We start from the raw sequence: 12567 nt of genomic DNA, 5'->3' as shown, positions 1-12567 counted from the left end.
CAGTTTTGGGTTGGCGTTGACACCTACCCGATCCCTGCGATAAGGGCGATGTTCTCCACTTAAAAATACGTGGACACCATCGCCCTTAATGCTGGAGTTCGGAAGGTGAGTTCCCCGGGCGCTTACTATATAACCAACCATTTGTGAATCAATCCGCGTCAGACTCAAAACTCGCGGCACCGTAAAAGCTCCTATCGTTTCCTAAGGGATGGTGTAACTCATGCTGCGGTGCTTCCGAGCTTTCATCCTGCTTATGCTTAATCAGCTGAAAACCAAGATTGACCAAGTAAGGATTATTCCTTACGATTCAATCAATACATCCGGGAGAACGCCCATGCCTGAAATCCACGAAATCGCAACGCTGACCTCGAAGGGACAGGTCACACTGCCCAAATCCGTTCGCCAGCTTTTGGGCATTGACACTGGTGGCAAGATTGCATTCGATGTGCGCGGGGGTGAAATCGTAGTCAGCCGCGTGGAAACTACCCACGAAGACCCTGCCATCGGTGCGTTCCTGGGTTTGCTGGAGGCTGATGTCCGAAGCGGAAGCAACCTCACCACCCTACCGGAAGACTTGGCGCAAACCATGCTCGCCAACGCAAACCACTCCGTAAACCTAGACGAAGATATCGATGGTGAGGTCGCGATCTGATGCTGCGGCATGGCTGGACACTGTTGTTCCATGAAGGTGTGACGTTACAGCTACGCAAATTGCAAGAAGCCGCCGTCCGGGCCGAGCAGAACGACCCGCTAAGTTTTGAGAGCAACGCCAACGTCAAGCTGTTTCGGGCATTGAGCCATCTGATCATGGACGTTGTGCCTGCCGACCCAGGCCGTGATGAGTTCCGCCAAGGCAACACGCTGGGCACCGCCTACCGACATTGGCGCCGTGCAAAAATCGGCAGGCGCTTTCGGCTCTTCTTTCGCTACGACTCAAGGTCCAAGGTCATCATCTATGCATGGGTCAACGACGAAAACACCCTACGCTCCGCTGGCAGCAAATCCGATCCCTACGCAGTATTCGAGAAGATGTTGGGCCGCGGTAACCCTCCTGATGACTGGGATGCGCTGACTGCTGCGACGCGTAGCTACTGGGACGAGCCCAAAGCATAAATTGCGCAAGTGGGTGAGGGGTTGCACGTTTGAAACCGATCCCTCCTCGTTGCGTCCACTGGAATCCATTCATAGCTGCTTTTGAAAGGGGCACATCTGGGGGTACAAATCCAATTCCCCGTTCATAACCTTTTGATTTATATGGATGGCCAAATGCTCTGCGATTACAAAAGCTGTTTCCGCAGGCCAGAATCGTATAATCCAATAGCAGTCGAACAGTGCATCCCAGATGCGTGAACTCTGACTCGGGATATTCGTATTGCTTCGCGAGCTGGGTGATCAATTGCACAAGCGCCAACCGGCAGCGATATTTGGATGGGTTATCACTCCGGTAATGCAGCAGATGGATCGGTTCAGGGCGTTCGCCGATCTGACCAGTCAGATGATTGGCGTAAGTTGAACAAGGGCAAATGCCCGCTCGATCCAAAGATTGATCCGCTGAGACCTACCACCCTAATCTTCAAAATCCAGATTCTCGAGCATCAAGGCCACCAACTCCATCGGCCGACGACTGTTGATCACCGTATAGATCGGGTCCCGCTTGCTCCGCGGCAGCTTCTTCACGCAGTTCTTGGCTGACGCCCGCACGGCCTCATCCGTGCCATGGATACGGGCGGCCAACAGCAGGATCAATACAGCATCGGACAGTTTCATCAGAAGCAGACTCGGGTCATCGGAGCTGAGTGTATCGGCAATGCCTGCGCTTTCTCAAAGGCACTCCACGATAGGTATTCACACGTTCCCCAGCCAGGGCGTATTCATCAGCACAGATTGCTACCTCGTACTGCCACGCTTTTTCTTCAACCGGACGACGTTCCTGCCCACCTGATTCGCGAACTCATAGGGGGTGACATGCTCACGCTGATTGGCCTCAAGGTACCGGCTCCACCAGTTCATGATCAGCCGGCGTTCCTCGATAAACTCTGCTTTATGAATGTAAGCCGCGCGAACACTGTTCCGTTCACGATGACTCATCTGCCTCTCAATGGCCGTCTCTGACCACAACCCAGACTCAACCAGTGCACTGCAGGCCATCGTCCGGAACCCGTGGCCACAAATTTCCGTTTTGCTGTCATAACCCATGACCCGCAGCGCCTTGTTCACGGTATTTTCGGACATGGGTTTCCAAGGTTTCGCATCGCCAGGAAAGACCAGCTCAAAGCCGTCAGTAAGCTCGAAAATCTCCTCGAGCAGGCTCACCGCTTGTGGCGATAACGGAACCAGATGAACGTCGCCTGCCATTTTCGTACCTCGAGTCGAATGAGGCACGTCCTCCAACTCAGAACGCGTATCCGGAATTTCCCAGAGTGCACGCTTGAGGTCGAATTCGCTGCGGCGTGCAAAGCGCAACTCGCTGGAACGTACAAATACATGCAGCGACAGCATGATTGCCAACCGGGTCAATTTGCGCCCCGAATACGCGTTGATTCTGGCCTGCAACTCTGGAAGGCGTGACAACGATAAGGCTGGCCGATGAATGACTTTCGGCGCTGTGATCAGGCCCTGAAGATCGTGGGCCGGGTTTTCGGAGATCAGACGTAGGCGTTTTGCCTCACGCATGATGTTTTTCAGGAAACTCTGAACCCTGATGGCAACATCGATTGCACCCCGCGCCCTGATCGCCTCCACCGGCTGCATCAGATCATAGGTATCGAGGTTCGTGATGGCTCGGGCACCAATCAGCGGAAAAACATCGGCCTTAAGGCGATTCAAGACCGTCTTGGCGTGGTCAGGCGACCACTTGGCGGAGATGTTCTTGTGCCAGCCCAGCGCGACACTTTCAAAAGTCGCGCCATTGACCATATCGTCCTGTTTGGCCTTACGCTTGTTCTCTACGGGGTCAATACCAGCCGCGAGCATCTGCTTCACTTCCAAACGCTTCTGCCGGGCATCCGCCAAGCCAATCACTGGGTAGTTACCCAATGAGGTCAACCCTTCCCGCCCATCAGGTTTCACATACCTGAGGCGCCAGCCTTTACGGCCGTTGGGCTGAACCAGAAGGTAGAGGCCATCACCATCGAAAAGCTTGTAGGGGCGCTCAGCGGCTTTGGCGAGGCGACAAGCGGTATCCGCGAGAGGAATCGTTGTGCGTGACATAAGGGTACTCTCCTTATTCGAACCGGAGACTACCCCTAAGACTACCCTTAAAACGACTGGATATCCGCGGATGAACCTGTAACCCGACGGAACGCAAAAACGAAAAAACCCGCCAGAAGGCAGGTTTTTCGGGGGTTCCAGAGAACTCGTAAGCGCTCTATGGAACGTAATGTGGAGGCCGAGGTCGGAATCGAACCGGCGTAGATGGATTTGCAATCTTCGGTATTGCTCATATTTTTCAATGACTTACGACAAAAATGGTTCCGCAACCAGGAATTTCCAGCAGGCGCGCAGGCCTTGAAAATCAAGGCACAACTCCTTGATTGCGGAACTGATTTTCCCCTCCCTGGCGTTCTGCCGAACCTCCTCCCCCCATTCCATTCTGATACCCTTCCTCCATATCGGAGGATCACCCATGTCAAACAAAAACCTGCTTATCGCGGTAATCGCTAAACTCAACGAAAACCAACTGGCCTTAGGCGCAGCAGTCGAGGAATTGAGCAACTGGGTTGAGCAGCGAGGCTCCGTAGAGACAGCTCAGAACATCAGGTCAGCGCTGGAAGCGCTCGACAACAACCTTGAGTTCATCAAATTAGGCCTGGCTGTGCTCGATGCACCGGAGTGACAGGCTCACCTACTGAACTTAAGGTGAAAATTGAGCTCTACCGATACTGACTATGGGTTTTCATGCTACGTATCTATCGAGACAATACACCTGAATGCCACACACCAAGAGTTTCACAGTAGTCTCGAGGCACCTGCGGCAATCCTTCATTGGGCAGCACGAGATCGCGTCTGTGCTTCCCCCCCCAAATAGGATGGAGAAATGACAACCGAGACGATCGGTGAGCTGCACGACGACCTTGAAGCTGCTGCTCTAGCCATTGAAGACGCAGCTTATGATTTGTTCATCGTCTCAACGAAAAAGAGCCATGAAATTCCAAAAGAAACCTTAGAGCTGATACGTAACCTGCATAATCATGCTGACCGGCTGAGGGGGTATATGGATGAGGTGAAGTCAGGAAAAATTGTACGGAGATAGAGTCTTCCCCAATACTAGAATTTCTGCCTCAAACTTTCCCGGACTGCGTTTGGAGCCAGGAGCTTCAATGAGTCAGGCTGCTTCACAAATTCCCTAGCGCGTCAGAGTAAAAGCATTCTCAGCCGTGATCATGGGGAGAGGGTCAGAGGCCCGACAGGAAACAAGCCAGCTCCTAGTTCTGTCAGTATCGAACTGCATACCATTGAACTGCATCTCGGTAAGCAGAATCTTCGAAACCCGATAGAGCCCACAGTAAGCACAGTGCCTCTCCTCCCATCCGCCAAGAGATCGGGATCGGAAGGCTGGCCAGCCGCAGACAAGGCACACGGCTAGCGCTCAAAAAAGCTGGAAGAAATCATATGTTAGCCCCTGTAAGAAGCCATTTCCTCAGGCAAGTCCATATGCGACCTGCTCAAATGGAGGCAGGCCTTGAAAGGCCTCTCCTCCAGCCCTCTTGAACATTACTCTCAGACCATTTGCCTGGCAATCCAACGTACCTGCTATTTCGTACCATTCATCAATAAGTGGCGGCTCCCATAGGACACACGTCTCTCACATACGCCTGCAGTGCCTTCAGGGCTGTTTGGTCACTGGCAATTCCGGCGCGGATATCGAAAACAGTTCGTCCAGTAGCTGGAGCGAGTTCGACGGTGGCTGCATCGCCCAGGCTGGTGGCGCTGGTGGCCTGGGGCATATTCCCGCCACCGGTACCGACTGAACATGTGCCGGCGATGCGCAGCCGGCGCTGACCAGCAGCAACATCAGCACGAAGCTTTTCATTGTCAGCCTGCGAGCCGCCATACAGCCGGCGGAGCAATTCATTTTGGGCCAGTGCATCAGCTTTCTCCCGGGTAGATTTTGCATCGAGGTCGGCCAGCGCCTGCTGCGCTACCTGTTGTTGTTCAAGTGCCTGTCGGGCCTGCTCGGCACCAGCGGCGGCGATCGAGGACAGGTCAGCCTGGTAGGCTGCCCCCTGATCAGCAAGGAGCTTGTCGTAGGCATTGGCCTGCCACTTCCATGCTGCAGCGGCACCCGCGCCGATAAGTGCCAGGGCCAGCACAATGCACACGATCAGCTTCGCGACCTGTTCATTCATGGCAGCACCTTCAGCGCGGTTTCGTAGAGGGCCTGGCGATCGGCAGCGCCGTTTGGCGTCCGCCCAGGCCGGCCGGTGTTGATGATGCTGCCGATATCGGCGTTGTTGCCCGCGTCGGCCAGCGTATTCAGGCCATGAGTTGCCCACCACCATGCAGCAGACATACAGGCCGGCCCCGGCTGTTCGAGCAGTTCTGGTTGGTTGATCAGGTCAAGCCCCAGGGCTTCGCCGCACTTCGCGTAGTTTGCACGGCCAGTCACCTGGATCGGACCGCGGCCCCGGTACTTTGAGCCGTCGCCTGGCTGGGTGTTGCCCAGGTCCTTGCGGCCTTCGTAACCGAGCTGCGCCGGCGTCGGGCCCCAGATCTCTTTCATCCAACGCAACTGGCCTGACTCATGCCCGATCTGAGCGATGAACGCGGCCACGCGCAGTCGGCCGACAATCCCGTACCTGGACATGGCCGTGTTGAGCGCTGGAACAAAAACGCCGGCTTTGGCGCCGGCGTTGGGGAGGATCTGTAGCAACTGATTCTGGGTGATCGGCATAAGCCCACCTCCTTAGAGAAAATTCGTATAGTGACTGTTATCGATTGAAACTCAGGCGACGGGCTTTCCGAATATCGCAGGAAGAGAAAAGTAGAATGGGTTTTGAATAGCCGTCGTCGTAAACCTTAAAACGCCGGAAGCAAAATCAAAAAACATGCCGGTGACCCTGGATGTATTATTCGCAGCCATCATCCACATCCTTGCGTTATTTATCATGAGATAGTCACCAGAACTCAAATCTAGAGGAACATAGTAGTAGTTGGTGTAATACCCCTGAGCGTCAACAGTTGAGTGGGTGTATGTCCAGTTCTGAAGAACTCTAGTGAAAACTGCCGCTGAATTTCCTGAATCAAAAATAAGTTTTCCGCCTGAGTCCCAAAGCCTCATCCCATAATCACTGACAGGAGACGCTTTAAAGGCAGCGACAAAAAGGCTTCCGGAACTGTTCGTGCCCGTGATCGTGACCCCCGTCCATGCACCAGGGGCGCCAGAGATGATGCAGCCGACAGCCACTGACCCGGAATTATTGTCAGGTTTCAGGAAAACCAGGGGCGGCTCCTGCGAAGGGATTGGCGCTGAGAACCCAATAGAACCGGCTCCTCCAGAAACCACGTATCTGCCCCTGTGAAATACGCAGAGCCTTGAGAACTCCGAATCTATCGACACGGCTCCAGAGTCATTCACAACGGATAGGCCATAGCTCATTAGTTCCACCTCATGACGATTAACCGCATGGTTGCCCAAGAAATACTGGGCCTATCCGGGTAGCCTCCTAGAAAATTTCTGCAATAAACAACATCGGCGCCCATCTGCGCCTCGAGCTGGCGCGCCGTTGTGCCATTGCCTGTTTCGTTGTTCATTGGCAGGACAAAGGCAACAGAATTACTTGGATTGCATCCCGGCACCGAGAAAGTTTTTGTGCTAGCCGACGAGTTTGCAAAAGACACAATCTCAGACAAAACAATTCTCCATGTAATTGTTCCGGTATCAAATAACAAGCTTCCGTCAGCACCCCATATCCTTAGCCCATGGCTCATGCACTGAGGTCTCCAAGTTGAACCCGTTTTACACCTGCAGCGTCGTATACCTTCACTGCCCGGTTTGTCATTGTCAGACGGCCTCCACCAGGAGTAGGCCCGTTGAACTCGATGTTTCCAGCCTTGTCCAGGCGCCAACCTTGCGTGCCTTGGATATAGTCATCCGATTGCAGGTACTGCCCGATCTTCAGCATCGTGATCGAGCCGTCCTCGATGAATGCCGACTTGATGTACGCCTTGTCCCCTTCCACAACGAACGGGTAGAAGACATCGGTCGTGTTCGGGTCGATGATCGCAAAGCGGCTGGCCGCGATCAGAACCTGGCTCGTTATGATCCCGTCATCGTTTTCAACGCCAACACCGATGCCTGCGAGATATGGCTTGCCGTCGACGGTGAGCTGGGTCTTGATGCTGTACATCGCAGCCAATTCGGTCTTCAGCGCTTCGACCTCGACCTGGGCTCCCCCACCAGACTCAATCTTCTCCAGCAGGTGCTGGCTGAGCTGGGTCTCGGTAATCTGGTCGTTCAGATAGTCGAGGATCGGCCCGGCATCCGCCGACGATTGGCCGGTGACTGGACCGTAGAAGGCGCCGACGTTACCGATTCGGTCAACCAAGCGCGCCCAGAAAAAGAACCGCACGCCGGCGGCCAGACCCATGATCGTCAGATCGGTCTGCGGGTATGCATAGTCGCCAAACTTGATCGCCTCGCTGATGTTATTTGTCTTGCTGTACCAGATCTCAGTGCGCTGCAGGTCCGCCGTGCTCAGCCCGGCGGGGATACCCCATTTCAGCTTGATGCCGAAGACGATCGACTCCGCAGTGAACGAAGACGGCACAGGCGGAGGCGTCGTCTTGCCGTTCAGCGCGGTCTCGGCCGACGTCGCGAACACAGACCCGATGTCGAGCGAGTTGATCGCCCGAACCTTCGCTACGTACCGGCCTGCGTAGATCCCGCTGACGTCGATAGACGTCGTGCCGGTGCGGCCCGCGAATATCCAATCACCATCGTTCTTGCGCCAGTACACCTCATAGGCAATGGCCGCCTCGGGCTTCTCCCAGGTGATCGTCATCACGCTGACGGCGCTGCCTTGGTCGACGAAGTGGTCATTACTGACCTCGACGTTTGCCGGTGGTGGCTGAACGCTAGGCGGGATGACGGTCACTGGTGGCCGCTCGATCCGCGTGCCGTTGTCGATCGCGTCATACTTGCTCGGGCTGTGCTTCACGCCCGTGATCGTGAACTTGATCTCCGAATCTGAGAAATCCTCGGCAACCGACATGACACGGAAAAGCTGGGTGGCCAGGGTAGTCGAGTCGATCGCCCACATAGAGTGGGTTGGCGGTAGCTCGTCGAGTTCTTCAGCAAGAACAACCTGCTGAACCTCTGACGGGAACCCAGTGGTGTCCAGGGTCACGGTACCGTTGTCCCACTTGATACCGTTCTGGTCCCATGTCAGCGGGTAGCCGGAGGACTTGATCTTGCGGGAGACGGCCTTCCCGGTGGGCATGATCAGCGTGATAGTGTCGCCAGGGTACGCCGTCACATCGGCATCGAGGATCAGCGTGTCGAGCGTCGCAGAGCGCAGGCGACCGCCGATCCTCCGGCCGGCACGGTCGTTGTCAGCGATCCGGATGATCTGCCCAGGGCGGGCCATTGCCCCATCCAGGCCCACCGAGAAAGAAACGCTCTCGGTTTCCAGGCGGTTGGTCAGCAGTGCCCATTTGCCGATGCGCTGGGCCTGCGCCTGGGAGGTGCACCCGGTGGCAGTCATTTCCGTCTGCTGGATGCCGTACCGCGCGATGCCGGCCTGGTCGTCGACATACTCGACTTTCGGCCTGTAGAAATCCGCCGGGTCGTTCCAGCTCACCAGTGCCACGGTGTAGCGGGTCTTCTTCGCCGACCCGGTATAGGCGAACTTGCCGTCGATCACGTTCGCGTTTGAGTACGTGTATGCCGGATCCTCTGGGATATCGGCGACAGCCATGACCGAGCCGGCGGCCCAATAGCTCATGCCGCGGAAGGTGGTGGCCAGGTCCTGCAGCACGTCGAGGGCATTTGCCCGGGTCTGCAAGAACAGGTTGCAGGTGAACCGCGGCTCGGTGCCGCCCTTCCCGTCCGGTACCGGCTGATCGCAGTACTGACCGATCCGGTACAGCTCCCACTTGTCCACCTGGGCGGCATTAAGCAGATGACCAAGGCCATAGCGAAAATGCAGCAGCAGGTCGTAGAAGATCCACGCCGGGTTGTCGGTCCATGCGGTCTTGAAGGAGCCATCCCACACGCCGCTGTACGTCCTTGTGTCGGGATCGTAGTTGCTGGGGACGCGGATTATCCGCAGGTACAGCTCAAACGCGCGTGTTGGAATCGATTGGAACTGCGATGCGTCGAACTGCAGGCCGATGATCGCCGACCCTGGATAGCGCATCTTGGCGTCGATGATCTCTGTGATCGCATCGATGTTCGTCGTATCCGCGATCAGGCCCGAAGTACTGTTTGGGGTCAGCCGGGTGACGCGCACCTGCCAGCCACTGCTCGCCTCTGGTAGGTCGATCCGATGGGAGCGCTCGTACTTGGTGGTGGTCTTGCCGCTGAACGCCGCAGACAGCACGGTCACAAACGGCCCATTGTCCGTCGACACCTCGATACGATACGAAACCGAATACCCGTTCGTGTCACCGTTGCTTGAGTTTGTCTGCGCCAAGCGTGGCGTAGAAAGCCGGATGCGGACGGCAGACAACTGCAGATTGGTGACTGCTCTAGTCCACGGCTGGCCATAGCGAAGTTCGACACTCACGCCGATCTCGCTTTCTACAGCCGGGAAGCCTGCGATATGTTCCTGGTCCTGGCTGCCGTAGCGCGTGTCAAGGGTGACACCGCTGAAGTTGAGCGTTCCGTCGGCATTGGCGAGCGGCGTCTCGTCGAGGAAGACAGACTGCATGCCGTTCACCAGCCCACGGATCTCACCTTCGCTCACCAAGTCGAGAATGCGTGCATATGCGATGCTCTGCAGGTTGTCGGGAGCTTCAACCGCCGGGCGCGGCTTTGACTCGCCACCTTTGCTGCCGGCGATGAATGGAATTTCGATCATGACTTTCCTTCAGACGAAAAAAAGCCCGCTCGAGGCGGGCCTGGGTAGGTGACGAGGACAGTTACATCTGGTTCTCGGCATAGATACCGGCGCTGATCACAGCGCTACCGACAATCATCTTGCCGTAGCCGAGCGGTACCGGGTTGCCCTGGACGCTCGTATTCACGGCGCCGTTGAAGCTGTAGCTCGGCCGGTTATTTGGGCTGTCCTGCGTGCCCAGGCCTTTTGCCTGCGGACTCAGCATCTGAACCACCCCGCCCAAAGCGAGCGAAATACCAACTGGGGCAAGCCCTTGAAACCCCGGAATAAATGACACCGCGATCAGCACCACGCCAATGATTGTCTGCAGAAGACCTGCGCGCTTCGACCCAGAGATAACCGGCACAATACGAACCACATCATGGCCAGTGGGCTTTCCAAGGTCATCCTCACCGATGTTCTCTTTTCCGTTGAAGATCGCGTATCGCATCCCTTTCCGGGAACTCTCGGCCATATGCTTCTCGAACCCAGGGAACTGCCGAAAATAGCCCATGATGTCCCTGAATCCGCCGGACGTCGTCATTCGATGGCGTCGGCCAAACGTTCTTGCAAGCGACCCAGACAGTAGGACTGTCTGCATCTTTTCTGAGCTCTCACTCATGCTTCCTCCGGGTAATAAAAAACCGCCCGTAGGCGGTTGAAAATATTGGCGATGTCACCTGGCGCAGTCAGCCATGACTTTCGACGCGCCTTGGGTTGGTTATTGCCAGAATGTAAAGAACCGCAATCAAGATTCGCATATCGGTCCCTGATTGGTTACTTGAAGCTCGCCGGAATGGTCGGTACTTCAACGACCTTGCCATCCATTAAACGGAAAGAAACCACTCTGCTCGCACCCGTCATACCGTTCGCGTGACTCCAAATCCACATTTGACCGTCAGGGCGTGAGACGACTGAGTACGGCGGCCCCATGATCTGAGTCACCTGCTCCTCAGTCATACCTACCTGGACCCTTCTGGCATCATCATAGGAAAAGCTTGTCCCAGCACATCCGGAAAGAGTCAGCGCCAGAGCTACTGCAGCCAAAAAAATTGAACTCCGCATGACCACCTCCTTGTTCATTGAAGTGTCGACTGTAGCCCGCGACTGGCTGGGCATCCAGCGTGGACGCAATGCCAGTAACGTTGAGCCGTTCGACGATAGTAGCCTTTGACCTCCACGTACAGCCAAGGACGAGCACATGCCAATGAAGAAGGACTTCGACTCAGAAAACTTTCAGAACTGGCCTTACATACCTCAGCTTCGGGATGACGGAGACCACAACAATGGCGCAGTCGATTTAATCGAAAACCCCGAGCAGATATCGATAATTCATGAAGCGACAGAAGAAAACGGCCTTCGCCCTCTACTCATCGAACTGAACAATCCCGGCGGCAAATTCATGTCGCTCGGCTGCGCCTCCGGCATTGACGGGGAAGCCTATTTTTCGTACCTGGAGCTTACACATCGCGACCAGTCACGGGCGCGTGACGTGAGAGCTATCCACGCCCTTGGTGATGCATGGGAAGAGTGGGTCAAGTCAAAATACCCAGACTACGCCGAACAGATTCTGGCAAACGTGGTATTGGCGTATCGTACTTTTTCACTCCGACGAAGTGAGCCGCAACATCTGATAACCGCTTACCATCGAGCGCCGGATGAATCGACTCATCGTCAGCTTCTTGAGTTCTTCCACCTTTTCCTTCGGGAGTTTCAGGAGTGCCCAGCATATTCGCTTCCAGAGTAATCAACCAATTGACAGCGCATCCCGGTACCGCCAGTAGCTGACCGTGACCTCCTGCCAGTAGCCGCCGTAGGTGTCGCGCTTGCTGTTGCGCCCGTACAGGTGGTGCAGGATCGAGCCGGGCGCGGGGAAGTGATGCGGTTCGGTCTTCAGCACGCCATCGGCCAGGTATACCCCGGCGTGATTCGGCACCGGGGACCGGATCTGCATCAGCACGATGTCGCCGTGCCGCAGTGTCGAAACCTTTTCGAAGCCGGCCGCCGGCAGATTCTCCAGGTACAGGTTGCCGCCTTGATTCCACCAGCCGTCTTCACGCTGGTAGTTGCCGAGGTCCACGCCCATTTCACGCCGGTAGAAGTCGAGAATGATGCTCAGGCAGTCGTGCACGCCGTGAGCAAACTTCCGGCCGATCAGGGGAGACTCGTAGCCCTCGGGGGAAAAGCTCACCAGCTCGCCGGCCAGCACCTGTTCGTTGTCGCCCTTCCGGACTTCGAGGATGTGCCAGGGCAGGCCTGATGCCTCGCACGACACCCGATCGGCTTCGCTCGGCGTTGCAGGGAAGTCGGGGTGGCTGTGCACCACCGCCAGCACATGGCCACGGTCCTCGGCGGCGGCGTAGTCCTCCGGCGCCATGCGGAAGTGCTCGCTCGGCGACGACGCTGTGTTCCTGCATTCGACGTAGACCTCCCGGCGGCCTTCCCTGATCACCAGGCCGCAGCACTCCCGCGGGTATTCTGCGATAGCGTGCCGCTCGATCGCGGCGCGGGTCGATTTGTTCATAGG

General features: G+C 56.2%; 14 protein-coding genes. 5 read left to right on the top strand and 9 right to left on the bottom strand.

The window, feature by feature from the left end; genetic code table 11:
• Window positions 1-334 precede the first annotated feature (334 nt).
• Window positions 335-652, top strand: a complete 318-nt coding sequence (locus PF66_RS31535; protein ID WP_054064901.1) for a type II toxin-antitoxin system PrlF family antitoxin — start codon at window positions 335-337, stop codon at window positions 650-652.
• Window positions 652-1113, top strand: coding sequence for a type II toxin-antitoxin system YhaV family toxin (locus PF66_RS31530; protein WP_054064897.1), 462 nt, complete (start codon window positions 652-654; stop codon window positions 1111-1113). Before PF66_RS31535 ends, PF66_RS31530 begins: the two co-directional genes overlap by 1 nt.
• A 453-nt stretch (window positions 1114-1566) precedes the next feature.
• Here PF66_RS31530 and PF66_RS31525 read toward each other — a convergent pair whose 3' ends face one another.
• Complete coding sequence (locus PF66_RS31525) at window positions 1567-1767, bottom strand: hypothetical protein (RefSeq protein WP_054064896.1); 201 nt, start codon at window positions 1765-1767, stop codon at window positions 1567-1569.
• Between the two features lie 120 nt (window positions 1768-1887).
• Window positions 1888-3210 (bottom strand): tyrosine-type recombinase/integrase, encoded by a 1323-nt coding sequence (locus PF66_RS31520; RefSeq protein ID WP_054064895.1) that lies wholly within the window; start codon window positions 3208-3210, stop codon window positions 1888-1890.
• 415 nt (window positions 3211-3625) lie between these two features.
• Between PF66_RS31520 and PF66_RS31515 the strand changes: the two genes are divergently transcribed.
• Window positions 3626-3835: a hypothetical protein gene (locus PF66_RS31515; protein ID WP_054064894.1), complete on the top strand. Its 210-nt coding sequence runs from the start codon at window positions 3626-3628 to the stop codon at window positions 3833-3835.
• A gap of 201 nt (window positions 3836-4036) precedes the next feature.
• Complete coding sequence (locus tag PF66_RS31510; protein ID WP_054064893.1) at window positions 4037-4252, top strand: hypothetical protein; 216 nt, start codon at window positions 4037-4039, stop codon at window positions 4250-4252.
• 517 nt (window positions 4253-4769) lie between these two features.
• Here the strand turns inward: PF66_RS31510 and PF66_RS33635 are convergent.
• The 6 genes from PF66_RS33635 to bamE all read right to left on the bottom strand — a co-directional run bounded on the left by PF66_RS33635 (window position 4770) and on the right by bamE (window position 11105).
• Window positions 4770-5348, bottom strand: coding sequence for a lysis system i-spanin subunit Rz (locus PF66_RS33635; protein WP_054064892.1), 579 nt, complete (start codon window positions 5346-5348; stop codon window positions 4770-4772).
• Window positions 5345-5893, bottom strand: a complete 549-nt coding sequence (locus PF66_RS31500) for a glycoside hydrolase family 19 protein (RefSeq protein ID WP_054064891.1) — start codon at window positions 5891-5893, stop codon at window positions 5345-5347. Before PF66_RS31500 ends, PF66_RS33635 begins: the two co-directional genes overlap by 4 nt.
• Before the next feature lie 51 nt (window positions 5894-5944).
• Window positions 5945-6598, bottom strand: coding sequence for a hypothetical protein (locus tag PF66_RS32970; protein WP_152973141.1), 654 nt, complete (start codon window positions 6596-6598; stop codon window positions 5945-5947).
• Window positions 6599-6926: 328 nt separating this feature from the next.
• Complete coding sequence (locus PF66_RS31495) at window positions 6927-10022, bottom strand: host specificity protein J (RefSeq protein ID WP_054064890.1); 3096 nt, start codon at window positions 10020-10022, stop codon at window positions 6927-6929.
• A gap of 61 nt (window positions 10023-10083) precedes the next feature.
• A complete protein-coding gene (locus tag PF66_RS31490; protein WP_054064889.1) occupies window positions 10084-10662 on the bottom strand; it encodes a tail assembly protein in 579 nt (192 codons plus the stop codon).
• A gap of 155 nt (window positions 10663-10817) precedes the next feature.
• Window positions 10818-11105 carry an outer membrane protein assembly factor BamE domain-containing protein gene (gene bamE, locus PF66_RS31485; RefSeq protein WP_054064888.1) on the bottom strand — a complete coding sequence of 96 codons (288 nt, stop codon included), beginning with the start codon at window positions 11103-11105 and terminating at the stop codon, window positions 10818-10820.
• A 136-nt stretch (window positions 11106-11241) separates the two neighbouring features.
• Here bamE and PF66_RS31480 point away from each other — a divergent pair, with 136 nt between their 5' ends.
• Entirely contained in the window at window positions 11242-11787 is a 546-nt protein-coding gene (locus PF66_RS31480; RefSeq protein ID WP_054064887.1) for a hypothetical protein, read from the top strand.
• On the opposite strand, the gene PF66_RS31475 is transcribed toward PF66_RS31480, so the two are convergent.
• Entirely contained in the window at window positions 11788-12564 is a 777-nt protein-coding gene (locus PF66_RS31475) for a C40 family peptidase (protein WP_054064886.1), read from the bottom strand.
• Window positions 12565-12567: the final 3 nt, after the last annotated feature.

It is taken from the genome of Pseudomonas asplenii (genome assembly GCF_001293465.1).
In the GTDB taxonomy this organism is placed as follows: domain Bacteria; phylum Pseudomonadota; class Gammaproteobacteria; order Pseudomonadales; family Pseudomonadaceae; genus Aquipseudomonas; species Aquipseudomonas fuscovaginae_B.
The sequence above is the reverse complement of the archived record's forward strand: the minus strand, read 5'-3'. Positions and strand labels throughout refer to the sequence as shown.

Bases quoted from the DNA above. Each gene is read 5' to 3' on its own strand.
- PF66_RS31535 (WP_054064901.1), top strand. From the start codon at position 335: ATGCCTGAAATCCACGAAATCGCAACGCTGACCTCGAAGGGACAGGTC.
- PF66_RS31530 (WP_054064897.1), top strand. From the start codon at position 652: ATGCTGCGGCATGGCTGGACACTGTTGTTCCATGAAGGTGTGACGTTA.
- PF66_RS31525 (WP_054064896.1), bottom strand. From the start codon at position 1,767: ATGAAACTGTCCGATGCTGTATTGATCCTGCTGTTGGCCGCCCGTATC.
- PF66_RS31520 (WP_054064895.1), bottom strand. From the start codon at position 3,210: ATGTCACGCACAACGATTCCTCTCGCGGATACCGCTTGTCGCCTCGCC.
- PF66_RS31515 (WP_054064894.1), top strand. From the start codon at position 3,626: ATGTCAAACAAAAACCTGCTTATCGCGGTAATCGCTAAACTCAACGAA.
- PF66_RS31510 (WP_054064893.1), top strand. From the start codon at position 4,037: ATGACAACCGAGACGATCGGTGAGCTGCACGACGACCTTGAAGCTGCT.
- PF66_RS33635 (WP_054064892.1), bottom strand. From the start codon at position 5,348: ATGAATGAACAGGTCGCGAAGCTGATCGTGTGCATTGTGCTGGCCCTG.
- PF66_RS31500 (WP_054064891.1), bottom strand. From the start codon at position 5,893: ATGCCGATCACCCAGAATCAGTTGCTACAGATCCTCCCCAACGCCGGC.
- PF66_RS32970 (WP_152973141.1), bottom strand. From the start codon at position 6,598: ATGAGCTATGGCCTATCCGTTGTGAATGACTCTGGAGCCGTGTCGATA.
- PF66_RS31495 (WP_054064890.1), bottom strand. From the start codon at position 10,022: ATGATCGAAATTCCATTCATCGCCGGCAGCAAAGGTGGCGAGTCAAAG.
- PF66_RS31490 (WP_054064889.1), bottom strand. From the start codon at position 10,662: ATGAGTGAGAGCTCAGAAAAGATGCAGACAGTCCTACTGTCTGGGTCG.
- bamE (WP_054064888.1), bottom strand. From the start codon at position 11,105: ATGCGGAGTTCAATTTTTTTGGCTGCAGTAGCTCTGGCGCTGACTCTT.
- PF66_RS31480 (WP_054064887.1), top strand. From the start codon at position 11,242: ATGCCAATGAAGAAGGACTTCGACTCAGAAAACTTTCAGAACTGGCCT.
- PF66_RS31475 (WP_054064886.1), bottom strand. From the start codon at position 12,564: ATGAACAAATCGACCCGCGCCGCGATCGAGCGGCACGCTATCGCAGAA.